This is a genomic window from Micromonospora sp. NPDC048947 (genome assembly GCF_040649495.1).
GTDB lineage: Bacteria > Actinomycetota > Actinomycetes > Mycobacteriales > Micromonosporaceae > Micromonospora > Micromonospora alfalfae.
On the sequence record NZ_JBEZFO010000020.1, the window covers coordinates 124,525 to 147,902 of the forward strand.

Consider the following 23,378-nt stretch of genomic DNA (forward strand, 5'->3'; position numbering starts at 1 on the left):
TCACTCGCTCAGCGTGCGCGCCGGTTGGCGCGCAGGGCGCCCAGGAGCACGCCGGGGCGGGCCAGCGAGTGCGGGTGCTCGCGCATGGAGACGACGTCGTTGAACCGCCGCGCGGTCGCCACGTCCGTGATGGTCGCGGCGATGACCTGGCTGCTGGCCCAGCGGGAGAACCGGTAGCCGCGTGGGTAGGGCCCGTCGACGTGGGGCAACGCCAGGTCCGCCGAGGTGGAGAGCGACCAGGCGGCGTCGACCACCACCTTCTGGAGCGCCAGGTAGTGGCGCGCGGGCGCCCGCAGGTCCGGGCCGGACCGGAGGTACGTCGACAGGCAGGCCGCGTGCAGGGCCGACGCCGTCATGCCCTGCCCGTACACCGGGTTGAACGACGCGACGGCGTCACCGACGCTGATCAGGCCGGCCGGGAAGCGCTTGAGCGCGTGGAAGTCCCGTCGTCGACTGTCGGCATGGTGGTAGGTCTGGACGTCGCCGATCATCTCCTGGTCGGCGACCTCGCCGAACTCCGGCGGGAACTGCTCGCGCAGGCGGCGGACGAAGTCATCAGCGGTTCGCCCCGGACGGTCGTTGCCGTAACCGGCCATCATCGCCATCCACCGACCGTCCTCGATGGCGAAGAACGCGGCGCCGGCCACGTCCATCGCCGTCCTCGGCGTGTTCAGGGCCAGTACGACGGTCGAGGCCGGGGTGACCTCCGGGCGGCGGAACAGGGCGGTCGCGTAGTTGAGGTGCACTGTCATCCGCCGGGTGACCGGTCGGTCCCAGTCGGCCTGCTCCAGCCAGTCCGAGAGTCGGCTGGACCGCCCCATGGCGTCCACCACGAGGTCAGCGCGTTCGACACCGGGCACCCCACCGACCTCACAGCGGACCCCGGTGACAGCGGTGCCGTCGAACACGAGGCCGGTGGCGCGGGCGGTGATCGTCTTGACGTTGGGCAGTCGGAGCACCTGCTGGCGGATCAGGCCTTCCAGCAGCGGCCGACTGCCCGCCAGACTGTCGGCGTCGTCGGGGACGACGACCTTCAGACGCCCGTCGAGGTAGTTGCGCCGGGCCGTGGGCGGCGCCTCGACCGCTCCGCGTTTCAGTGCCTCGTCGCGGAATCCGGGAAACAGGCGCTCCAGCTGGAAGAGGCCGCCGGGCAGCAGCGCGTGCAGCTGCGTCCCCTGGGGTACGCCGGGCCGCGCGCCGGTGACCTGCGGGTCGTCCCGGTCGATGATGACGACGGTGTCGGCATGGTCGGACAGCACCCGGGCGGCCAGGAGACCGGCGACACTGCCGCCCACCACGACGGCTGTGCCCATCGTCGGGGACGGCTGGTCAGGGGGTCGAGCCGCATTCAGCTCTGCGAAGACCCGGGACGGGGAGAGGGACATCGTGCTCTCCAAGGGGGTAACGGGGTGTGTGCCCTCCCCGGTCACTGTGCGCGACCGTGCGCGGACAGACCGGTGGACGGTGGTTCGACGTTTTGCCCGCCGATCGTCGCACAATCATCTGAATGGCAACCTGCTGTGTCTGCCAGATGACCACCTGTTGACCGATGGGCCGGACGCGTCCGACGTTCGGACCGGTCAGGTGGCGCGTCCTCTGGCCGGCTGTCACGATCTCCGGCATGCCCGTTGCACGTCGAACTCTGCTCGGGGCCGGCCTGGCCGCCGCGACCACCGCCTTCACCGGTTGCGGTGCTACCGGCACGCCGAACCCCGGTTCGGCCGGCCCTGGCGACGCGACGACCGGGACGGGCGCCACCGGCAGCCGGGCCGGATTTGGTACGGCGGGAGACGCCGGGCCGCCGCTCAGGGCACCGGACGCACCGGTCGGCGGCAACCCACCAGTCCGTCAGGCCGGCTACGCGCAGGACGTGACCGCCCTGCTCCGCCGACACCTGCCCGCGACCCCGCAGACCGTGCAACACAAGGGTTTTCCCGGTGCGGTCGCTCTCGTCGTGGTGGGCGGAAAGGTGACCGTGCACACAGCGGTCGGTGAGGCGCTGCGTTATGCGGCGGGCCCGAAGCTGCTCGCGGCGAACCACCGCGTCGCGATGCGCCGGGACTCCATCTTCGACCTCGCCTCGGTGACCAAGGTGTACACGGCCATTCTGCTGTTGCAGCAGGTCGACAAGGGCCGTGTCGACCTCGGCGCTCCGGTGCGCGACTACCTGCCCGCCTTCACCGGCGCGGGCAAGGAGCGGATCACCGTCGAGATGCTGCTCACCCACACCAGCGGTCTTCCCGTCGGCGCCACAGTCACCGGCCTGCCCGACAACGCGGCCCGCTGGAACGCCGTGCTCGGCACGCCGCTGGTCTCCGGCGCCGTGCCGGGGAAGACGTTCCGTTATTCCAGCGTCGGGCTCATGGTCGCCGGCAAGATCGTCGAGAAGGTCACCGGCCAGCGGCTCGACCAGGCGCTCAAGACCAACCTGACCGGCCCGCTCGGCCTGCGCGACACCGGCTTCAACCCGAACAGCTGGCTGTCAGCCGCCGCGAAGGCCAGCCGACTGGTCGCCACCGACGCCCGCTCGTCCAGAGGGCTGCTCCGTGGCGTCGTCCACGACGACGTCGCCAACCACCTTGGCGGCATCGCCGGTCACGCCGGCATCTTCGCCTCCGCGACCGATCTCGCGGCCATTGGTCAGCTGCTCCTCAACGAGGGCACCCACCAGGGCAAGCGGATCCTCGCCGCGGCGACGGTGCGCCGGATGCTCACCAACCACAACGCCGGCAAACCCGCCATCGACCCCGAGCGCCCCAACCGGACCTCGGCGCACGGCCTCGGCGTCGTCCTCGACCAGAGCTGGTTCATGGGGAAGCTCGCCTCGGCCCGGACCTTCGGCCACACCGGATTCGCCGGCCCTTCGCTCCTGGTCGCGCCCGACCGCAAACTCGTCCTGGCGCTGCTCACCAACCGGGCGCACCCCAACTGGAGCTGGTCGAACCCCGACCCGGTCCGCGCCGCCGTCGGCGACCTGCTCGCCACGAAGGTCAACTGACTGGAAGGTGTGGACCATCGCGCCCCACCCTGACACGATACTTGCGCTAGTAGTGCAAATACTTCGTCCGTCCTGGTGGAGGATCGATGCACACATCTCGCCGGAGCCTGCTCTCCGTGGTGGCCGGGGTCGCCCTCGCGGCCAGCCTGTCCGCAGTCGCCGTTCCACGCGCCGCCGAAGCCGCCGCCACACCGACGTACCGTCCAGTGATCTTCGTGCACGGCAGCGCCGGATCTGCGGCGCAGTTCGAGACCCAGGCCAAACGGCTGGCCAGCAACGGGTACCCGATCGACATCGTCGAAGCCCACGAGTACGACTCCCCGAACGTCGCGACGATCCTGCCCCAGGTGTACGCGGGACTCGACGCACGGATCTCCCGCCTGCTGGCGGCCACCGGCGCGGACCGGGTCGACCTCGTCGCGCACTCGCTGGGCACCTTCGTCTCGCAGGGCTATCTCAACAGCTCGCCGGAGCGTGCCGCCCGGGTCGCGCACTACGTCAACCTGGACGGGCGCACCGCGACCTCCCCGCCCGGTGGTGTGCCCACACTCGCCATCTGGGGCGAGGGTGACCCGGCCCGCGCCGTCGTCGGCGCGACAAACGTGCACCTGCCGGACCAGTCGCACACCCAGACCGTGTCGTCGGCGGAGTCGTTCACCGAGATCTTCGGCTTCCTCCGGGGCCGCGCGCCGCACACGACGCGGATCGTGCCGCAACTCTTCGGCACCGCCCGGGTCTCCGGCCGCGCCGTGCTCTTTCCGAGCAACGTCGGTGTCACCGGCGCGACCCTCGAGGTCTACCCGGTCAGCCCGCTGACCGGCGGCCGGCTGTCACACCGGCCCGCACATCGGCTGTCACTCGGCGGCGACGGCTCGTTCGGCCCTCTCCCCGTGCTGGCCACGGCCCGCTACGAGTTCGCCATCGTGCGCCCGGGCGCCGCGACGCACCACTTCTACTTCCAGCCGTTCCTCCGCTCGGATTCGTTCCTGCGCCTGGCGACCAGCGAGCCGGGCGAGGGCCTCAGCGGCCTGGTCGAGACCAGCGACCGGCACACGGCGCTCACGATCCAACGGCAGAAGGAGTGGTGGGGCGACCAGGGCGACGCCGGCGACCGCCTCTGGATCAACGGCAGGGATGTCCTGAACGCGACGAACACGCCGCGCGCCAAGCGGACGATCGGCATCTTCGCCTTCGACGACGGCAGCGACGGCGTCACCGACCTGACGGCCCCGTTGCCGGCGTTCTTCAGCCAGACCTTCATCACCGGCATGGACGTCTTCATCCCGGCGACGCCGGCACACTTCGGCCTGGTCCAGATCACAGTGGGCCAACGCGGCGGCGGACACGACGTGATCAACGTGCCCAACTGGAGATCGAGCACCGACCGGGTGACGGTCAGCGTGGACGACTTCTGACCGCGTCCCGCGGACGGCCCGGCCACCTCAGGTCGAGACGGTGGCCGGGACCCGCTCTCGTCAGACGGTGGCCGGGACCCGCTCGCGCACGCGTCGCCCGACGGCGAAGCTGACCAGCCCCAGGATCAACCCGGCGACCGCCAGGACGACGCCCACCCGGGCCGGCGCGAGGTAACCGAACCCGGCGGCGATGGCGACGCTGCCCAGCGCGGCGCCCAGGCTGTTCGCGATGTTCATTGCCGACTGGTTGACCGCCGCGCCCATCAGTTGCGCTCCCGGGGCGACGGTGATCAGGCGCGCCTGCAGGACCGGACCGAGATACAGGCTTGTCGCACCGACCAGGAACGCGCCCACGAACAGACCGACGCGGGTCGACGCCACGAGGCTGAACACGGCGATGCTCACGATCATCGCCACGAACCCGATGACCATGCTCCGCTGGAGGTCGCGGTCCGCCAGCCAGCCGCCCAGGGCGTTGCCGACGGTCATCCCCAGACCCACCGCGACCAACGTCCACGGCACCGTCGCGGCGGAGAGGCCGGTGACGTCGGTGGTGACCGGCGCGATGTATGTGTTCACAGCGAAGAAGCCGGCGAAGCCGACCGCGCCGGTCGCGGCGACCAGCCAGACCTGCGAGGTCCGCAGCGCCCGCAACTCGGCGGCCGGCGAGCCGTCGACCGCGGCCGCGACCTCCGGCACGACCGCCAGCACCGCCAGCAGGGTGAGTACGAAGAAACCGGCGATGACCAGGTACGCGACCCGCCAGTCGGCCGCCTGCCCGAGCCGCGTGATGAGGGGTACGCCGACCAGGTTGCTCACTGTCAGACCGCCGAGCACCGTGGCGAAACCACGGGCCTCGTTACCGGGGCCCATCAGGGTCGCCGCGAGCAGACCGGCCGCACCGAAGTACGCGCCGTGCGGCAGCGCCGCCGCGAACCGGGCCACCAGCACCAGGTCGAAGGTGGGGGCGAGCGCGGACGCGACAGTGCCGACGGCGAACAGCACGAGCAGCCCGAGGACGAGCTTCTTGCGGGGCAGGCGCGCGCTCAACGCGGCGATCAGTGGCGCGCCGACGACCACTCCGAGCGCGTACGCGGTGATCATCCAGCCTGCTCGGGCGACCGCGTCCGACGACGACTGCGCGTACTCGTGCGGAAGCAGACCGCGGGCGATGTCGGGCAGCAGCCCCATCGCCACGAACTCGGTCAGGCCGACAGCGACGCCGCCCAGTGCCAGAGCGCCCAGCGCCGCCAACCGCCGACCTCTACTCAACTCGATCACCGAAAAAATTTAGCAACAGCGTTGCGTAATAGGGTGGTGAGATGACTCGCGTCACTGCCGACGTCACCTTCCTACGCGACTACAACCAGGCACTGGTCATGGCGGTGGGGCGCACGGCTCGCACGTTCGAGCGCTCGACAGTGGTCGAGGCCACCGGCCTGACACCACAGGCGGTCTCCAAGGTCATCGCCCGGCTGACCGCTGACGGCCTGATCCGTCCCGCCGGCCGCCGGCGTCCCGGCATCGGCAAGCCCGCCGTCGTCTACGAACTCGTCCCGGACAGCCGGTACGCGATCGGCGCCCACGTGGCCCGACGCACGCTGCGGCTCGTCCTGGTCGACCTGGCCGGCACTGTGCACCACTCGGCGGTCAGCCCGCTGCCCCGCGACTTCACCCCGGAGCAGCTCCTCGACGCCCTGAGCACCGGCATCGACACGCTGGCCGGCATCGACACGCTGGCCGGCATCGGCGACCTGCGGAGCCGGCTCACCGGGCTGGGCATCGGCATGATCGGCCCACTCGACCACGCCAACGGCCTGGTCCGAGACGCCCACGGCCTGCGGCACTGGCACGACGTACCGCTGCGCGAGATCGCCGAGAAACGCCTCTGCCTCCCCGTCCACCTGGACAAGGACGTCACAGCGGGGATCACGGCCGAGGCCTGGCGGCACGGCGCGACGTTCGGCGACGCCGCCCTCATCATGGTCGAGTCCGGCATCGGCGGTGGCTTCTGGCTGGGCGGCGCGGCCCACCGGGGGGCGCACACCAACGCGGGCGAGTTCGGCCACACTGTTGTCGACCTGACCGGACCCCGCTGCGTCTGTGGCCGGCACGGATGCCTGGAGATCGTGCACCAGCACGCCGCCGAGGCCGGAGACGTCGCACACGCTGCCCGCGTGCTGGCCGTCGGCGTCGTCAACCTGCTCCAGACCCTCGACCTCGCCCACGTGGTGCTGGCGGGCGCGGACCTCCTCCGACACCCGCAGACCTATCTCGCGGCGGTCACCGAGGCGGTGGGGGCGGACGCCCGGCGCGCGGACTGGCTGAGCACCAGGGTGGCCCTGTCCAGCCTCGGCGCGGACGTGATCGCCGCGGGTGCCGCCATGCAGGTCCTCGACCAGCACTACGGCATCCCGGAGCTGGCCCCGATCTGATCCCCGACCGGCCGAGTCGCTACGCCACCGGGGCGGCGGTGTCCGTTCGGGTGCAACCGCTGGCCGGGCTCTCGCTGAGCGCGATGACCTCGTCGAGCCGCTTGCGCGCCTGCCGGAGTTGAGTGATCTGCCGATCGATGCGGTCGCGTTCGGCGCGGAGCATGGCCCGCGACTGCGGTGTGTTGACCTTCGCGTCGACGCAGGGCAGCAGGTCCAGGATGGTTCGGCTGGACAGGCCGGCGGCGTACAGCATCTGGATCAGGTGCACCCGGTCGATCGCGTCGTCGAGGTAGTGGCGCTGGCCGCCACCGCTTCGTGCGGCAGTCAGCAGGCCCTGCTCCTCGTAGTAGCGCAGGGCTCGTACCGACACCCCGGTTTCTGCGGCGAGTTCCCCGATCCGCATGGACCCCTCCCCCGGCCGGTGACGCCAGCCACACAGCCTTTCCCTCACGTGCACGTCAGGTTTTAGCGTAGCTCGCGTACCGCTCGTTCCCGAACCTGCCCGGAGGCAATCATGCGATCTCCGGTTCCACCGCTCCAGTCACCGGCACCAACCGCGGCATCGGCCGACACTTCGCCGGACAACTGGTGGAACGCGGAGAGCCTGACCAGCGGCATTCGACTGGAACCCGCTGCGGCGACGGCGCGGTGACTCAGCGGCAGACCCGCCACTCGCCGTCCTCCTTGACCAGCGCCAGCCCCTGGGTGAGCCTCGCACCGGTGGCCTCCTGGACCGCCTCGACGGTGGCGGTCGCGGTCAGCCGCCCGTTGACGTTGTTGACGTTCACGTTGGTGATCTCGTAACTGCTGATCTTCAACTGGGCGGCCTGAACCCGGGCGAACTCCTCCTGCGTCATACCGTCGCGCACCCGGTCGCACAGCCGCCCGTACGCGCCCGGGTAGTTGCCGGCCTGCACGTCGTCGACGAACGCCGTCGCGGCCGCCCCGGCCGGCTCGACGGAGTCCTTGATCGAGCGGTAGAGCCAGAGGCCGACGCAGGTGCCGATGACGCAGCACACCGCCAGTAGGACGCCGACGACGATCAGGACCGTACGTAGCGTCCGGTTGGGCCTCGGATCGGGAACCATCATCGGCTCGTACGTCATGGCCCGGAGGGTAGGGCTGCCGGGCAAGCGGCGGGAGCCCGCCGGGTGCCCGGTGGTTCACCCTCCGGAGGCGGACGGCCCCGGCACCGGCACGCCACCGGCGACCGCACGCGCGGGCGGCGCCGGGGCCGGGGCCGGTCGCAGATCCGCGGGTACGGGCAGTGCGCTGCCCTTGACGAACTGGCCCCAACTGGTGTTCCAGGCCGTCCAGCCGTTGCCCGACTGGAGCCGGACCTCGGTGCCGGTGACGGTGACCAGGTCACCGACCTGGGTGACGCCCATCAACCAGTCGGCGTTGGCCGCCGAGATGTTCGTGCAGCCGTGCGAGACGTTGCGGTGTCCCTGATCCGACACCGACCAGGGTGCCCCGTGGATGAACTCGCCGCCCCAGGTGAGCCGTTGCGCGTCCTTGACGTTCACCACGTAGCCGCCATTCGGCTCGCCCCGCGTGTCGAACGTGGTGTTCTGGTGCTTCTCCATGATCACCATCTTGCCGCTGGACGTGGGCGTGCTGCGCTTGCCGAGGCTGACCGGGATCCTGCGGATCAGCCTGCCGTCGCGCAGCACGCGCATCTGCTTGCTGGCGTTGTCGACTTCGAGCGCCACCTGCCGTCCGATCCGGGACGTCGCGGTGCGGTCGGCGTCGCCGACCTGGTCCTCGCCGATCGGCAGGCCCTCCAGGCCGGCCCGGACACTGATGGTCGTGCCGGGCCGCCAGAAGTCGGGAGCCCGGTAGTAGACCTGGCTGCCGTCGTCCACCCAGGACCAGGCGCCCGGTTGGGCCGGCGTCGTGGTGACGAACAACCGACGCTGCACGTCGGCGCGGGCTGCCCTGGCGATGGGCGGATCGAAACCGATGGTCACCGGCATGGCAGTGCCGTACGTCTGCTCGTCGGCGAAGTACAGGGTGCTGGTCACCTGCGGCTTCGTCGACGCGGCCGCGGTGGTGAAGGTGGTGGTGCGGGTGGTGGTGCGCCCGGAGTCGGCGGTGGCGGTCACCGCCGCGGTGTAGGTGCGCTGCGGCCGCAACGGAGCGGTCGGCACCCAGGCCGAGCCGTCCTCGCGCGGCTCCGCCCGGACCAGCGTGCCAGTGTCGTCGACGATGCGCACGGCGGTGATCTTTCCGCCCGTGACGAGCGGAACCACCTCGGCGCTGAGCGGCACGTTCCGGGAGAGATCGGCGGGCGTGAGGGTCAGTTCGGGCGATGGCACCACCCGCTCGGCGGGACGCACGGCGGCCTTCCGCTCGGTGGTGCACCCACCGAGGACCAGCGGTGTCGCCGCGACGGTCACCGCCACGAGCGCCATACGCCTTCGTAAACCCATCGAACGCCCCCCGGCTTCCGCGTGTTCCGTGGCGGCAATTCTCTCCGCGTCGACGGCACCCTGCGCTGTTTCCGGAAATCACGCAACGAAGGTGGGAACGTTCGGGCGCAGCACGCGGTCGGGGTCCGTCGATTGCGCTTCCCTTTCGTGATCCTCGGGGCATCGAAGCGTGATGCCGCCGTGGAATGCTGGCCGACATGCGCAGAAGACGACGTCAATGGATTCTGCTACCGCTGCCCCTCCTCCTCCTGACCGCCTGCTCGCCAGCGGAGCAGCCGATTGTCGCTCTCGCCGTGCAGGACGGCCGGCCGGTCGGCGTGCTGCTGACCTGCTACGACCGTGACGCCAATATCCGCGTGTTCGAGAACGGCCATCAGGATGACCCGGGCAAACGGTCTCTGATCAGGTGGAGCATCGGCGGCCCGCCCGCGAGCGAGGTCGTGGAGGTCACCCTGTTGGGCCAGCCGCCGGAGGGCTGGGAGGTCGCCGACACTGTCGACAGCCCTGGGACCGAGGTGGACGTCGAGCTGCTCACCGAATTTCGGGCCGGGGTCACCTACACCCTCGACGGGTCAAGCCGCCGCGAGGCCCTCTCGGTGGACTTCACCCTCGCGGACCTGCCACGGATCGGCCCGGACCAGGTGTTGGTGCCGCGCGGAAGCAACTCGACGAAGGTCGTGTCGCGGGAGACCTTCCTGCGCAAGGCACGCGACCGCTGCTGAGCCGACACGGCCGACCACTCAAGTAAGCAGAGTGGTGCCGCAGCCGCCGATTACGGTTTTTGGAGATAAATCAAGGAATTGAGATTGAGTCGACATCACGGCGGCTCCGCAGAGCTGACCAGGCAATCGCTGAGCGCTATTTAAGGGAGAATTAATCGTTTCACCTGGAAACGAGCAGGGGGCCGACTCGTATTCTGCGTGCTCGGAAGAAAGGTGCGCCCCCGTTGATAAATCTCCGATCCACCCCTCGACACCGTCGTTCCGTCAGCGCCCTGCTGCTGCTGAGCGTGGCGCTCGCCGGCGGATGCAAGGAGGCGCCGGGCACGCCCGGCGCGTCCGGCCCGTCCAGCGACACCGGCATCGGCTCGTCCGACCCGCAGCCGCCGACGGCTACCGCCCCGGGCGACCCGTCGGCCACGCCGAGCGCCCCGGGCATCTCGGCCACCCCGTCCCAGCCGGGCAAGCCAAGCCCGGCGTCCAGCGCCGCCCCGCCCACCTCGGCCGGCGGCTGGATCACCATCGACGCCGCCGCGCAGGCCGCCGCGACGAAGGCGTTCTTCGCGCGCAAGCCCAAGCCGGTGACCGGCAACCCCGTCAAGGTGCCCGAATTCAACGTCGGCTGTACGACCAGCCACCACAACAGCGACGATCCGATCGTGCTGCCGAAGCTGGTGGGCGGCTCACACAACCACACGTTCTGGGGCAACAGGTCGACCGACGCCAACTCGACAGCCGAATCGCTGCGGGCGTCCAAGGCGACCACCTGCAACTCGCCGGACGACCAGTCCGCCTACTGGGTGCCGACGATGTACCAGAACGGCAAGGTCGTGGACCCGAAGGAGGTGACCGTCTACTACGGTTCCCGCCTGAAGGACCCGAGCCGGACCCAGCCCTTCCCGTTCGGCCTGCGAATGATCACCGGTAACGCCAAGAACCAGGTCGACACCCCGGACAAGCAGGGCAACCACTTCTGGTGCGCCGGCATCGGCGGCGAGATCGGCCGCAGCGCCGACAAGACGTTCCCGGTCTGCGCCAAGACCGCGAACATCGTCCGGCAGATCACCTTCCCGGACTGCTGGGACGGCAAGCACCTGGACAGCCCCGACCACAAGGCGCACATGGCCAACGGGGACCACACCGGGGCGTGCCCCAGGAGCCACCCGGTGCCCGTCCCGTCGGTGTCCTTCGTGATCTCGTACCCGTTGAGCGCGAACACCGACGGCATCACCCTCGCGTCCGGCACGTCGTTCTCGATGCACGCGGACTTCTTCAACGCGTGGAAGGACGAGGCGCTCGCCGCACGGGTACGCAACTGCCTCGACCAGGGCGTGAAGTGCAACTCGGCCGGCAACTTCTGAGCTGACGTGGCCCGCGCGTCGTCGCCGCTCGGCGACGACGCCCAGCGAGGTCTCCGGTGGACGGGTTCATCGACCGGGCCACTCGATGCCGGAGACCTCGCGCCAGCCGACTGACTATCTGCTTAGTACTCCAACGTCATTTGGCTGAAGTCGTCCTCATAAACCGGGATCCGCGCAGTGCTCTTGGACCGGATACGGCATCGAGGCAATACGGTCCGTGTAGACGGGTGCGGTGGTAGCGTGCGGCGGGTCTAAGCGATCTTGGGTTACGTCATCCGCGGCCTATGAGGAGATTCACGATGGCAGGTGTTCCGGCCGATCCGGGCGTGCTGCATCCGATGCCCGAACAGCCGCGCGTGGTGCTACTGAAGCCGCTGGTCACCTCGCCGCTGATCGAGGTTGGGGAGTTCACCTACTATGACGACCCGGATGATCCAACCGCCTTCGAAACCCGCAACGTGCTGTACCACTATGGGCCAGAGAAGCTGGTCATCGGGAAGTTCTGCGCGCTGGGCGAGGGCGTGCGGTTCATCATGAACGGGGCCAACCACCGCCTGGACGGCCCGTCGACCTTCCCTTTCCCGATCATGGGTGGTTCCTGGGTCGAACACTTCGATCTCATCACCAACCTGCCCGGACGGGGTGACACCGTGGTTGGCAACGACGTCTGGTTCGGGTACCGAGCCATGGTGATGCCCGGAGTCCGGATCGGCAGCGGAGCGGTCATCGCTTCCGGGTCCGTCGTCGTCGACGACGTCCCCGACTACGGCATCGTCGGCGGCAACCCAGCCAGGCTCATCCGCCGCCGCTACAGCGAGGAAGACGTCGTACGCCTTCTGGCACTTGCCTGGTGGGACTGGCCACGTCAGGACATCACTGAGCACATGCGCACGATCATGTCCGGCAGCATCGACGATCTTGAGGCTGTAGCGCCGACGCATCGGTAGCGCCAGGTCAGACCCGGTCGGGCTGACCCATACCAACTCGGTGCCGGCATGGCGCCGGCATGAGGACGGCCACCGCGAGCCGCGCCCACGTCGTCCGGCAGCCACTCCACCTGCCGTCCAGCCCTCGGACACGAACCGTGATCAGCGCTACGGAGCAGCCAAGACCCTCATGACCCTGTCCGTCGCCGGCTGCTGTATTCCTGGCGTCAGACGAGGCGCTGGATCCGCACCCTCGGGCGCTCGTTCCTGAGGTGTCCTTGCTTGTGTTGGCGGACCTGCTCGGTCCAGACCTCCTGGTCGTAGTCCGGGTCCGGTGGGATCCACTTGTGGGAGCCGTCGCTGTAGTGGAACTTCTCGTCACCAGGCCGCAGGATGCTCATCGGGTCCAGCCGAGGAATCGGTAGTGCAGGTGGCCGGCGGGAAAGTGGGCCAGGTCCTGGGTGGCGTCGACGAGCTGGGCGGCCAGGTAGAGGGCCAGTGACACCGGGGCGCGGTCGTACTCGGCTCGCAGCTCTTGGCGCCGGGTCTGACATGGCCACTCCCCCGCGCAGCCACCGCACGTCCAGGCCGGCTTGATCGGGTGGTGACTGGTCATTGCGGCCCCTCCTGGCTGGGCCAGTGGCCGCGGTTGATCGGGATGCGGTGGCGGCTTCGGCATGGCAGATCGACTCCGCAACGGCAGATGCGCCGCCAGTGTCGCCAGGACCAGACGGGCCGGTGCCGGCGAGCCAGAGTCAGCGCCACCGCCAGCACGTACTCGTCGTACGAAACTCGCTTCACCGGCTCGCCTCGCCGGCTCGCACCAGGGCCAGCCCTGCCCATGTCGAAGGGAGCACGTCCGTCTCCTTGTGCCGGAGCAATCTGGGGGGCGTGGATGCCCGAACGCGGGGGACGCGCCGAACATCCACGCCAGCGAGGACGGCCCACAGCGCCAACCGAGGGAATCGACCTCCTTGGCAACTTCCCATAGGTACCGTTGGGTAGTCAAGGGGCTGACGTAGGTGGTCTACTCGTGTTGCCAACCGAGGAGAGCCACGTGCCACCGCGTTACCGCTACGAGCAGATCGCCGACGACCTCGCCGAACGCATCAAGTCCGGCGAGTTTCAGCCCGGCTCCAAGCTGCCCAGCCGGCGAGAGTTGATCGAGCACTACGGGGTCACCGAGCCAGTGATCGACCGCGCCATGCAGATACTACGGATCAAAGGGATGACCGAAACACTTCCCGGCGTTGGCGTCTTCGTCGCCGAGTAGATCCCTCCGCCGAGTCAACCGCCGCCACCGCGACCGGTCGCTCGACAAGCTCTGGGGGCTCCGTCTGAGACGGTCCGCGCACATCTGCGGCTAGCCGTCTGGCTGGCCACCTCCGCGTCGATGGGCCACACCGCCAGGCAAGCGCGGCTCGCGACGGTCCGGCCCGATCCGACGGCGGTGGCCGGTCACCCCGAGGGGTGACCGGCCACCGTCGCGTCGATCAGCTAAAGCCGGGCGGCGCCCGCCTCGGTGGCCTCCTGTACCGCCGAGGTACGGCGGACCTCGGCCCGCTGGTCGCCGGCCTCTTCACGGTCCGGAGCGGCCACCCGCGCCGCCCGGTTGGTGGTCGACGCCGCCTGGTCACCGGTCACGCCACCGCGGATCCGGTTGTTGGCGGCCACCTGGGCGACCGGGTCGTTGCCGGTGACAGTCAACTGGCCGTTGATGATGTTGTCGTCCACCGTGACACCACCGGTGGTGCTGGTGATGCTGACGTCAGCACCCCAGTAGCCACCGGAGGCGCAGCTGTCGAGCCCGCCGTTCGGGCCGACCTGCACGCCGCCGAGGTTGCCGGCGAACGTGGCCTTGCCGCGCACCGCACTGCCGCACACGACACTGCCGGTGGCGCTGTTGAGCACCGACAGCGTGCCGTCCACGAACGAGTCGTGCAGGTCGGTGTAGTAGGTGCCGGTGCTGCTGACGTTGCGCTCCACCTGGGTGCCCCCGTCGAGCCGGACCTCACCGGCACCGACAGTGACGTTCCCGGCGACGGTCGCCCCCTCGGCGAACAGGAAGCTGTCGATCGTCGCGCTGCCCTTCGGCCGCACTGTCACGGTGCCGGTCCGGGCGTCGGAGAGGAAGATGCCGTACCCCCCGGCCGCGAGCACCACCTGGCCGTCGACTGTCGTGTCGGTGGCGTCGAGGTACCCGTCGGCGGCGACGCGTACCTCACCGCTGACCCGGCCACCGGTCACCACCAGGTTGCCCCCGGCTGCGACGGTGACGTTGCCGGTGATCGTGGTGCCGGTGAGCGCGCAGGATTCGCCGGCGGGGACGAGCAGGTCGTTGGGCACGGTCACCGCGCCGCCGGTGCCGATGCAGTGGGTGACCAGGTCGGCGTGCGCGGTGGGTGCCACGGCCAGCACCGAGGCCGCGATGAAGGCGCTCACTGTGGCGAGCTTGGCGACGGTACGTCCGGGCATCGGGGTACTCCCTTTCGGTGAGGTTCGAGGACTCATGCGCCGACGTCCGATCGGGCCGCGGCCCGGACGATGGCGCCCTGCTGCCGCCGGTCGAGCGTGCCGCCGGTCACGAGCGCGGCGGTGACCGCTTCGACGTGGCGGACGAACTCGGCGTGGCCGGGGTAGTCGGCGTGTTCGTCGATCAGATCGTTGATGGTGCAGCCGTCGCCGGTGTCAACGTTGGCCACACCGGTGTCACCGCCGTCGATGATCACGGTGGCCCGGGTGTCCGAGTCGGGGCAGCGGTCGGCGTCGTCGACCACCACTGTGAACGACGTCGACTGCTCGGTGGAGGAGTTCCCCGCCGTGTCGGTCGCCCGGTACTTCACTGTGTGCGCGCCGGGTGCGCGGACGGCGACCGGAGCGGTGTACGCCGTCCAGCCCCCGGCGTCGAGCGCGTACTCGATCTTCGCCACGCCGGATTCGGCGTCGGTGGCCGTGACGGTGACCGTCGCGCCGCCTACGTATCCGCCGTCGTCGTTCCGGTCACCGGCCACGGTGGCGGCGACAGTGGGTGGAGTCGTGTCCTCGGCCTGCGGTTCGACCACCGTGAAATGTTCCATCTGCTCCGCCGACGTGTTCCCGGCGACGTCGGTGGCCTGGTAGTGCAGCATGTGCATCCCGGCCGCGTTGACCACGATCGGGTTCGTGTACGCGGTGAAGGCCGCCCCGTCCAACGAGTACTCGATGGTGGCGACGCCGGATCCGCTGTCGGTGGCGGTCAACGTGGCGGTGGCCGTACCGATGTAGTTGCCGTCGCCGTCGCGGTCGCCGGCCAGTGCGGCAGTGACCACCGGCGCGGTGGTGTCCTCCTCCCCCGGCTCGACGATCCGGAAGGCCACCGAGCCGACGGCGCTGGTGTTGCCGGCCTGGTCGGTGGCGCGGAACTGCACCGCGTGGTCGCCGATCGCTGTCACCCGCACCGGCTCGGTGTACGCCAGGAAGCTCGTGTCGTCGACCTGGTACTCGACGGTCTGGACCCCGGAGTCGGCGTCGGTGGCCGTCACTGTCACAGTGGCCGCGCCGAGGTAGTTGCCGTCCTGGTCCTGGTCACCGGAGACCACGGCGGTCACTGTCGGCGCGGTGGTGTCGCCACCGCCACCGCCCTCGGTGACCACCAGCTCACCGACCATCGAGCTGTGGCCGGGAATCGAGCAGAAGTACCGGTACCGGCCCGGGGTCAGCGTCACTGTCGCCTGATGGCGGCCGTCGTTGGCGTCGAACGGGCTGGCCAGGATGTTGAGTGTGACGTCGTGGTTGTAGCCCTCGGTGCTGGTGTCGAAGGTCAGGGTGTGCGGCATCCCGGTGGTGTTTCCGGTTGCTGCGCTGTTCTCCCAGATGATCGTGGTCGCTCCGGCCACCGCCGTGGTGGGCGCGGACTTGTATCGGGTGATGCTGTCGTCGGCGGTCCAGGTCAACACCTGGTCGGCGGCGACGCGTGGGGCGGCGGAGGCGGGCACTGCGGCCAACGGGATCACCGTGAGCAGGAGCGCCGCCAGCGCGGCCTTCAGTCGTCGGGTCATCGTCTCTCCTAGAGTTCCCGTACGCGGACGTTGCGGAACTCGGCCAGGTCGTTGTCACCGTGGTTCTGCAGACCGATGAAGCCACGCAGGAACTGCCGCAGGTCGGTCGGCGGGTCGCCGGCACGCGACGACTGCTTGCCGGGTGTGTTGTCGAACTCGTTGATCACCACGCCGTTGCGGATCATCGTGTAGTGCTGCCCGACGACGCGGATCTCGTAGTCGTTCCACTCGTTCTTCGGGGTGATGCCGGCCTGGGCCAGCGGCACCGGGTCGAAGTTGTAGACCGAGCCGGTCTTCTGCGGCTCACCGGTGTCACCGTCGTAGATCTGGATCTCGTGTCCGCAGTAGATCGCCATCCACGCGGTCGAGGTCCGGGCCGAGCCGACGGTTCCGCAACTGCCCGGTGGTCGCTGCTCCAGGGGGGTTCGCAGGTCGGGGAACCGGGTGAAGACGCCGGTGTTGGCCCGGCCGGTGCCCGGTGCGATGTCCTTGAACTGAAGCCGCAGCGAGAAGTCGCCGAGTTCCCTGGTGTGCCAGAGCATGCCCAGACCTCCGCTGGGCCGCAGCGAACCGTCCGGCTGGATCGCGAACGATCCGGTCGGCGCCTGCTGCCAACCGCGCAGCGACTCGGCGGTGCCGTCGAAGAGCGGCTCGTACCCGGTGTGGCCGTCCCGGCCGATCTCCGACGCGGCGGCCAGGCGGGTGAGGGTGCCGGCCTCCCGGGCGCTGAGCAGGTCGTCGTCCTGCAACGCCTGGGCCACCGCCTTGACGTGCCGGACGAAACCGTCGTGGTCGGCCCAGGTGCTCTCGTCGTCGATCAGGTCATTGGCCGTGCAGCCCTGCCCGACAGTGCGACTGGGCACCCCGGTGTCGGTGTCGCCGAGCCACACCGTCGACCGGTCGTCGGGCACCGCGCAGCCCACCGTCACAGTGGTCTGCACCGTCGCGGTCTGACCGTCGGCGTAGGTGACGGTGAGCTTCGCGGTGTAGGTGCCGACAGTGGCGTACGTGTGCCGGGGGTCCGCCTCGGTCGACGTGGCACCGTCGCCGAACTCCCAGCGGTGGCTGACGCCGCCCGAGCGGGAACCGGTGAAGGCGATGGTCAGTGGCTTGTTCTGCACGGCGACCGATGTCGCCGCCGGCGCCGGGGTGGGCGCCCCGCCGGTGTAGGTGATCCGGATCAGCTTCTGGTTCGCGTGCAGGCTGAAGAACCCGCCGCCGTAGTCGAGCAGGTAGAGCGCGCCGTCCGGACCGAACTTCGCGTCCATCCAGCTCTGCAACCGGTTGTCGCCGTTGCCACCGGGGATGATGGCCCGCAGCGACTCGGCGTACACCGGTGGGGCGGCCTGCGGCACGCCGGCCGGGTCGACTGTGACAGCGACCCGGTTGGACGCGTTCGACTGGTCGCCGATGAACCACTTGCCGTCCCAGTGCTCCGGCCACGCCACGCCACTGGTGGTGTCGACGAGGCTGCGGTGGTAGGTCGGGCCGGACATGATTGCCTGCCCGCCGCCGCGCAGGTACGGCTGCGTGTAGGTGGCGTCGGCCGCCACGTAGGTGGGCAGGCCGCTGCCGTCGGTCCGCTTCGGGAACACCGGGCCGCCGCCGTCCGGCGAATACCAGATCATGTTGTCCCGGGCCGCCGGGATGTCCTCCAGCCCGGTGTTGCGCGGCGAGGTGTTCTTCAGGTTGTCGCAGTCGTACCAGCCGGTGAGCACTGTGGCGTCGGTGTTGCTGCGGTCGCGGTACGGCTGCCGGTTGCCCATGCAGTACGGCCAGCCCTGGTTACCGGCGGAGGTGATGATGGTGGCCGTCTCGTACTTGGCCGGGCCCAGGGTGGGGCTGGGCGACGAGGCGTCCGGGCCGACCCAACCGGCGGTCAGCCACTGGTGCACCGGGTCGATCTGGAGGCGGGCGATGTTGCGTACGCCCATCACGTAGATCTCCGGCCGGGTCTTCTCGGTGCCCGGGGGGAACAGGTTGCCCTCCGGGATGGTGTACGTCCCGTCGGCCTCCGGATGGATCCGGATGATCTTGCCGGCGAGGTCGTTGGTGTTACCCGACGTGCGGCGGGCGTCCTGGAACGAGATGCCCTGGTACTCCTGGGTCCAGTTGTTGCCGGCGTAGCCCTGCGACCCCTCCGAGGAGTTGTTGTCGCCGGAGCCGACGTAGAGGTTGCCCTTGGCGTCGAACGCCATGCCGCCACCGGCGTGGCAGCAGCTGTGGATCTGCACCGGGAACTGCAACAGGTCCTTGCGGGTGGCCTGGTCGATGGTCTGCGCCTGCCGGTCGTAGGTGAACCGCGAGACGGTCCGCTGACCGACCCGCTTCACCCGGTCGACGGAGTCGTGCGGCATCCAGTAGACGTAGAGCCAGCCGTTCTCGGCGAACTTCGGGTCGGGCACGATGCCGAGGAGGCCCTCCTCGTTCTTGACCAACTCGGAGCCGCTGCCCCGGTTGCCCATCACCTCCAGGGTGGTGAGCAGCTTGACCTGCTTGGTACGCGGGTCCCAGGAGTGGATCGTGCCGCAGCCCAGGCCGACCTTCGGGTTGTTCCAGTCAGCGATCGGGCCGCTCGGGCAGGCCGCCTTGCCGACGTAGAAGACAGTGCCGTCCGGCGCGATGGTGAGCCCGTGCGGCTCGCCCATCTGGTCCAGTTGCCCGGTCTGGTTCGCGGCGGTGAGTCGCTCCACCTTGTAGTTCGACGCGATGGTGGCCTGGCAGTCGCCGCGTACCCGACCGGTGGTCCAGTTGAGAGCGCCGGCGAGGTGCGTGCGGAACGCCTCCTCGCCGTAGCTGCCCTCGGTGTGGCCCATGCCGGTGTAGAACGACCGGCCGCCGTCGTAGTCCCGGCACCAGGACACCGGGTGGAAGGCGCCGTTGGCGGCCGCCCCCGGGTTGTAGTGCCGCTCCTCGACCTGGGCGAGGGTGTGCACGGTGCCGATCGGGTTCGGGTCCCAGTTCTCCCAGCGGTCGGACCGGGTGAGGGTCAGCGGCAGCGACGCGGTGGCCGGGTGCTTGCGGTCCAGGATGTTCACCACCGCGCGGCTCACAGCGGGCGGCTCCGGGGTGGTGGTGCTGCCGGTGAACAGACGCAGGTCGGCGAGTTGAACCAGCGGTTCACCGCTGTTCGCTGTGACGTTCAGCCGGTAGCGCGTGAACTCCTGCGGCGCGGCGATGTCGAACCGCCGGGTCTGGTACCGGTCCGGGAAGGTCTGCCCGGTGCGGCGGTCCAGGTCGGTCCAGCTCTGACCGTCGGTGGAGCCCTGCAGTGTCCAGTCCTTCGGGTCCCGACCGGAGGAGTCGTTGGCCGACGTGAGCGCGTACCCGGTGATCTTCTTCGGTGCGCTCAACTCGTACGCCACCCAGCCGGTCGGGGTGCGGACCAGCCACTTCGTGTTGGCGTCGCCGTCGGTCAGCTTCTCCTTGGTCTCGTTGGGCGGGTTCTCGCCGCTGGCGGTCACCCGGGTCACCGGCTCGGCGACCGGGATGGCGCCGGCTGGGCGGGTGCCGATCAGCCCGGTGAACCAGGTGGAGTCGACCTGGGCTCGGGCGGCGTCGGCGATGCCGACGAAACCGCCGCCGGCCTTGACGTAGTTCTGGAGCGCCGACTCCTGGTCGCGGTTCAGCGCGGCGCCCGTCGCGGAGAGAAAGACAACGCTGCGGTACGCGGACAGCCCGGCCGCCGTGAAGGCGCCCGGGTCCGTGGTGGCCGTGACATCGATGTCATGACCGGCAGCGAGTTGTTTGATGGTGTCGACCGCGCGAGAAACCGGGTCCTGTTGCTCGGCCACCGGGCCGTGGAACACCAGGACCGCTGTCTGCTGCGGCTGCGCCGCCTGCGGGGCGGCCGCCGTTCGTGGTGCGGCAGCGGCGGCCGTCGTCGCCGGGAGCAGTGTCGCCAAGGCCGCTACCGCGGCGAGGGTTCGTCGTAGTTTTCTGGTCATGCCCGTCCCCACTTTCGGTTCGGTCAGCTTCCGTGCGTGTGGGTGTGGCCCTGGAACCGGTGGATCGCCTCCTCGGCGCCCGGCGGCATGCTGCCGTCGGCGTTGCGCACCAGGAAGATCCCGGCCATGCCGCCGTCGGAGTGCGTCTGCACGTGGCAGTGGTACATCCACGCGCCCGGTCCGACGCCCTCCCCGGCCAGCACCTGGAAACCGAACGAGCTGCCGGGATTGAGGTCCTTGTTGTCGACCACCAGGCTCGGGTCGCTCGGCCCCTCCAACATTCCGGTGCGGTTGTCCGCCCAGCGGTGCGCGTGCAGGTGGAAGGTGTGGAACAGGTTGCCGTGGCCGATGGCGATCCACTCGACGCGCTCGCCCAGGTTCGCCTCGAACATCGGGGTCGCCGGGGCCATCTTGTTGTTGATCATCATGTCGTGGAACACCGCGGTGAACTGCTTCGACGGCAGGATGTCGCCACGCCGTCTGACGATCAGCGCCCCGTACAGTCCCTTCGCGACACCGCCGGTGCCGTGGTCGGTGCCCATCGCGTGATCGTGGTAGTGCCAGTAGCCGGCGCTGCCCGGCATGTACCGTCGGCCCGCCGCCGCCACCATCTCGTGCGAGCGCCAGACGTACGTCCGTGTCTCGCCCGGGTTGTTGAACGAGGCGTTGAACGGGCTGCCGTCGGATTCGGTGCTGTAGTCCACCCCGTGCGGATGGATGGAAAGCCGCTGGGTGGTGGTGTTGACCAGGGTGATCTCCAGGGTGTCACCCTCGTACATCTCCAGGACCGGGCCCGGAACGGTGGCCTGGCCGGGTGCCAGGCCGTACCCGAACAGGTTGCCGGGCAACTGCTCGGCGTAGATGGTGATCTTCTTGGTGACACCGGCGGCGGCCCGGGCGGGGCTGCCGCCGAACGCGGTGCCGATGGTTGGGGCGGACGCGCCCAACGCCCCGGCGGCCAGCGCGCCGGTGGCGATCAGCGATCTGCGGGACAGGTGGCGGTGAGGGCCACCAGCGTGATCGTCCATGGGTCTCCGTTCCCAACCGGGCGAAGACGCGACGAGGGCAGGGTGCATCGACCCGAGCACGGGGGCGGTGGCACGACTGAGGGTGAGGCTCGTCGCGATCTTTGCTCGGAAGACTCAAAGCTTTCTATGGATGACAGCAACTTATGTAATCCATCGATGAAAGTACAGCTCTGATTGCAAAAAGATTACCTTGACATCACGACGTCCGTCGATTGACATAGAGCTGACACACAAGCAGACGCCGGGCTGCCGTCAATGCGGCAGCCCGGCGGGCAGACGTGCGGAAGCTGTGGTCAGAGATCGTGGCCGTGGTCAGTCGGCCGACTGCGGGCCCGTCCGGTCGGGCCCACCGAGCTGTGCGACATGGGTCGGGTCGAGGACCCGGGAGAGGAACGCGCGGGTCCGTTCGTGCTTCGGCGCGCCCAGCACCTCCTGCGGCGGCCCCTGCTCGACCACCACGCCACCGTCCATGAAGACGACCCGGTCGGCAACGTCGCGGGCGAACGCCATCTCGTGGGTGACCACCATCATCGTCATGCCGTCCTCGGCCAGTTTGCGCATGACGGTGAGCACATCGCCGACGAGTTCCGGGTCGAGCGCGGAGGTCGGCTCGTCGAAGAGCATCAGCTTCGGCTCCATCGACAACGACCGGGCGATCGCCGCCCGCTGCTGCTGCCCGCCGGAGAGCTGCGCCGGGAAGGCGTCGGCCTTGTCGGTCAGCCCGACGCGCTCCAGGTTGTCCCGGGCGACCCTCTCGGCCTCGACCCGACCTCGCCGGAGCACCCGGCGCTGGGCGATGGTGAGGTTGTTCAGAACGGTCAGGTGCGGAAACAGGTTGAACGACTGGAACACCATGCCGATGCCGCGGCGGACCGCGTCGATCTCGACGTCCGGGTCGGTCATCTCGACCCCGTTCACCCAGATCTTGCCGGCGGTCGGCTCCTCCAGCAGGTCGACGCAGCGCAGCAGTGTCGACTTGCCGGAGCCGGACGGCCCGATGACGCAGACCACCTCGCCCTGGCCGACCTCGAAGTCGATGCCCTTGAGCACCTTGAGCGGCCCGAAGGACTTGTGCAGGTCGCGGATCTCCACGGCGGGGCGGGAGGAGACGATCGTCATCGGGGTCACCGAGCCTTGGCGTAGCGGAGTTCGAGGCGTCGTACCACCTGCGACAGCGGCAGGGTGATCACCAGGTAGGCGAGGCCGGCCACCAGTAGCGGGGTCGCGTTCACCCGGTCGTTGAGCATGTCCCGACCGAACTTGGTGATCTCGATCGTCTGTGCCGTCACCCCGAGCACGTAGGCCAGCGACGAGTCCTTCGTGAGCAGGATCAGCTCGTTCGTCAGCGGCGGGATCACGATCCGGAACGCCTGCGGGATGACGATCGTGCGCATGGCGGTGAAGTGGGACATGCCGAGGGTTCGCGCCGCCTCCATCTGCCCCTTCGGCACGGCCTGGATGCCGGCCCGGATCGTCTCCGCCATGTACGCGGCGGCGGTCAACCCGAGGCCGATCGCGATCGAACCGAACACCCCGCCCGGAATCTCGCGCTCCGGGAAGGCGATCGGGATGCCGTACCCGACGAGGAAGAGCACCAGCAGCGCGGGCAGACCCCGGAACAGCTCGATGTACGCCGTCGCCACCCAGCGGTACGGCGCCACCCGGGACAGGCGCATCAGCGCCAGGACGGTGCCGAACACGAGGCCGAAGGCGAACGCGCCGAGCGTGTAGAGGATGGTGTTGCGCAGCGCGACGGTGATGATCGTCGGGAACATCGACTTGATGATGTCGACGCGGAAGAACGCGTCGGCCAGCCGGTCCCAGTCCGCGGCGACGAGCACCGTGGCGATGATGGCGATGAAGACCAGGTACTGGAGCCCGAGGGACAGCCGCTCCCGCTGGCGGCGTCGCAGCTTCACGTTCGCTCGTTGCCTTCCCGGAGGTTACCGACGTCGGAGGGCGCGCGCCGGGCCGCGCGGGACGGCTCCAGCGGCCCGGATCGGGCTGGCCGTGCTCGACGCGCTGGAGGCCGCCCACACCGCCGGGGTGCTGCACCGCGACATCAAACCGCAGACCGTGC

At 69.5% G+C, this 23,378-nt stretch carries 20 protein-coding genes; 7 read left to right on the forward strand and 13 right to left on the reverse strand.

All coding sequences use genetic code 11. The annotated features are described in order from the left end of the window. Nucleotides 1-8: 8 nt before the first annotated feature. Nucleotides 9-1,385: an FAD-dependent oxidoreductase gene (locus AB0B98_RS26155; RefSeq protein WP_357366032.1), complete on the reverse strand. Its 1,377-nt coding sequence runs from the start codon at nucleotides 1,383-1,385 to the stop codon at nucleotides 9-11. A gap of 236 nt (nucleotides 1,386-1,621) precedes the next feature. Here AB0B98_RS26155 and AB0B98_RS26160 point away from each other — a divergent pair, with 236 nt between their 5' ends. Beyond that, on the forward strand, nucleotides 1,622-2,998 hold the full coding sequence (locus AB0B98_RS26160; protein ID WP_357366033.1) for a serine hydrolase domain-containing protein: 1,377 nt from the start codon (nucleotides 1,622-1,624) through the stop codon (nucleotides 2,996-2,998). Between the two features lie 86 nt (nucleotides 2,999-3,084). Next, entirely contained in the window at nucleotides 3,085-4,413 is a 1,329-nt protein-coding gene (locus AB0B98_RS26165; RefSeq protein WP_357366035.1) for an alpha/beta hydrolase, read from the forward strand. A 60-nt stretch (nucleotides 4,414-4,473) separates the two neighbouring features. On the opposite strand, the gene AB0B98_RS26170 is transcribed toward AB0B98_RS26165, so the two are convergent. Next, nucleotides 4,474-5,694, reverse strand: a complete 1,221-nt coding sequence (locus AB0B98_RS26170) for an MFS transporter (RefSeq protein ID WP_357366036.1) — start codon at nucleotides 5,692-5,694, stop codon at nucleotides 4,474-4,476. Between the two features lie 41 nt (nucleotides 5,695-5,735). On the opposite strand from AB0B98_RS26170, the gene AB0B98_RS26175 reads away from it, so the two are divergent. After that, the gene (locus AB0B98_RS26175; protein WP_357366038.1) at nucleotides 5,736-6,848 is read left to right on the forward strand and encodes an ROK family protein; all 1,113 of its coding nucleotides are present in this window, start codon (nucleotides 5,736-5,738) and stop codon (nucleotides 6,846-6,848) included. Nucleotides 6,849-6,867: 19 nt separating this feature from the next. Here AB0B98_RS26175 and AB0B98_RS26180 read toward each other — a convergent pair whose 3' ends face one another. The 3 genes from AB0B98_RS26180 to AB0B98_RS26190 form a co-directional block, all read right to left on the reverse strand. After that, nucleotides 6,868-7,251, reverse strand: coding sequence for a MerR family transcriptional regulator (locus AB0B98_RS26180; protein WP_357366040.1), 384 nt, complete (start codon nucleotides 7,249-7,251; stop codon nucleotides 6,868-6,870). Nucleotides 7,252-7,501: 250 nt separating this feature from the next. Then, nucleotides 7,502-7,954, reverse strand: a complete 453-nt coding sequence (locus AB0B98_RS26185; RefSeq protein WP_357366042.1) for a DUF4878 domain-containing protein — start codon at nucleotides 7,952-7,954, stop codon at nucleotides 7,502-7,504. A 57-nt stretch (nucleotides 7,955-8,011) separates the two neighbouring features. Continuing rightward, nucleotides 8,012-9,262, reverse strand: a complete 1,251-nt coding sequence (locus AB0B98_RS26190; RefSeq protein WP_357366044.1) for an Ig-like domain-containing protein — start codon at nucleotides 9,260-9,262, stop codon at nucleotides 8,012-8,014. A gap of 215 nt (nucleotides 9,263-9,477) precedes the next feature. On the opposite strand from AB0B98_RS26190, the gene AB0B98_RS26195 reads away from it, so the two are divergent. The 3 genes from AB0B98_RS26195 to AB0B98_RS26205 all read left to right on the forward strand — a co-directional run bounded on the left by AB0B98_RS26195 (nucleotide 9,478) and on the right by AB0B98_RS26205 (nucleotide 12,307). Continuing rightward, nucleotides 9,478-10,002 (forward strand): hypothetical protein, encoded by a 525-nt coding sequence (locus AB0B98_RS26195; RefSeq protein ID WP_357366045.1) that lies wholly within the window; start codon nucleotides 9,478-9,480, stop codon nucleotides 10,000-10,002. A gap of 224 nt (nucleotides 10,003-10,226) precedes the next feature. Continuing rightward, nucleotides 10,227-11,360 (forward strand): DUF1996 domain-containing protein, encoded by a 1,134-nt coding sequence (locus AB0B98_RS26200; RefSeq protein ID WP_357366047.1) that lies wholly within the window; start codon nucleotides 10,227-10,229, stop codon nucleotides 11,358-11,360. Between the two features lie 299 nt (nucleotides 11,361-11,659). Beyond that, on the forward strand, nucleotides 11,660-12,307 hold the full coding sequence (locus AB0B98_RS26205; RefSeq protein ID WP_357366049.1) for a CatB-related O-acetyltransferase: 648 nt from the start codon (nucleotides 11,660-11,662) through the stop codon (nucleotides 12,305-12,307). Nucleotides 12,308-12,513: 206 nt separating this feature from the next. On the opposite strand, the gene AB0B98_RS26210 is transcribed toward AB0B98_RS26205, so the two are convergent. Beyond that, on the reverse strand, nucleotides 12,514-12,687 hold the full coding sequence (locus tag AB0B98_RS26210; RefSeq protein WP_357366051.1) for a hypothetical protein: 174 nt from the start codon (nucleotides 12,685-12,687) through the stop codon (nucleotides 12,514-12,516). Then, nucleotides 12,684-12,902, reverse strand: a complete 219-nt coding sequence (locus tag AB0B98_RS26215) for a flavin reductase (RefSeq protein WP_357366053.1) — start codon at nucleotides 12,900-12,902, stop codon at nucleotides 12,684-12,686. Before AB0B98_RS26215 ends, AB0B98_RS26210 begins: the two co-directional genes overlap by 4 nt. A 441-nt stretch (nucleotides 12,903-13,343) precedes the next feature. Here AB0B98_RS26215 and AB0B98_RS26220 point away from each other — a divergent pair, with 441 nt between their 5' ends. Next, complete coding sequence (locus AB0B98_RS26220) at nucleotides 13,344-13,559, forward strand: winged helix-turn-helix domain-containing protein (protein WP_357366055.1); 216 nt, start codon at nucleotides 13,344-13,346, stop codon at nucleotides 13,557-13,559. Nucleotides 13,560-13,783: 224 nt separating this feature from the next. Here the strand turns inward: AB0B98_RS26220 and AB0B98_RS26225 are convergent, their stop codons facing one another. The 6 genes from AB0B98_RS26225 to AB0B98_RS26250 all read right to left on the reverse strand — a co-directional run bounded on the left by AB0B98_RS26225 (nucleotide 13,784) and on the right by AB0B98_RS26250 (nucleotide 23,217). Next, nucleotides 13,784-14,761 carry a hypothetical protein gene (locus AB0B98_RS26225; RefSeq protein ID WP_357366057.1) on the reverse strand — a complete coding sequence of 326 codons (978 nt, stop codon included), beginning with the start codon at nucleotides 14,759-14,761 and terminating at the stop codon, nucleotides 13,784-13,786. Nucleotides 14,762-14,793: 32 nt separating this feature from the next. Further along, on the reverse strand, nucleotides 14,794-16,323 hold the full coding sequence (locus tag AB0B98_RS26230) for a plastocyanin/azurin family copper-binding protein (RefSeq protein WP_357366059.1): 1,530 nt from the start codon (nucleotides 16,321-16,323) through the stop codon (nucleotides 14,794-14,796). A gap of 8 nt (nucleotides 16,324-16,331) precedes the next feature. Next, the gene (locus AB0B98_RS26235) at nucleotides 16,332-20,270 is read right to left on the reverse strand and encodes a ThuA domain-containing protein (RefSeq protein WP_357366061.1); all 3,939 of its coding nucleotides are present in this window, start codon (nucleotides 20,268-20,270) and stop codon (nucleotides 16,332-16,334) included. Nucleotides 20,271-20,293: 23 nt separating this feature from the next. Beyond that, nucleotides 20,294-21,298: a multicopper oxidase domain-containing protein gene (locus AB0B98_RS26240; RefSeq protein ID WP_238668492.1), complete on the reverse strand. Its 1,005-nt coding sequence runs from the start codon at nucleotides 21,296-21,298 to the stop codon at nucleotides 20,294-20,296. 312 nt (nucleotides 21,299-21,610) lie between these two features. Beyond that, the gene (locus AB0B98_RS26245; protein WP_357366064.1) at nucleotides 21,611-22,417 is read right to left on the reverse strand and encodes an amino acid ABC transporter ATP-binding protein; all 807 of its coding nucleotides are present in this window, start codon (nucleotides 22,415-22,417) and stop codon (nucleotides 21,611-21,613) included. A gap of 5 nt (nucleotides 22,418-22,422) precedes the next feature. Next, a complete protein-coding gene (locus AB0B98_RS26250; RefSeq protein ID WP_238668494.1) occupies nucleotides 22,423-23,217 on the reverse strand; it encodes an amino acid ABC transporter permease in 795 nt (264 codons plus the stop codon). Nucleotides 23,218-23,378 lie beyond the last annotated feature (161 nt).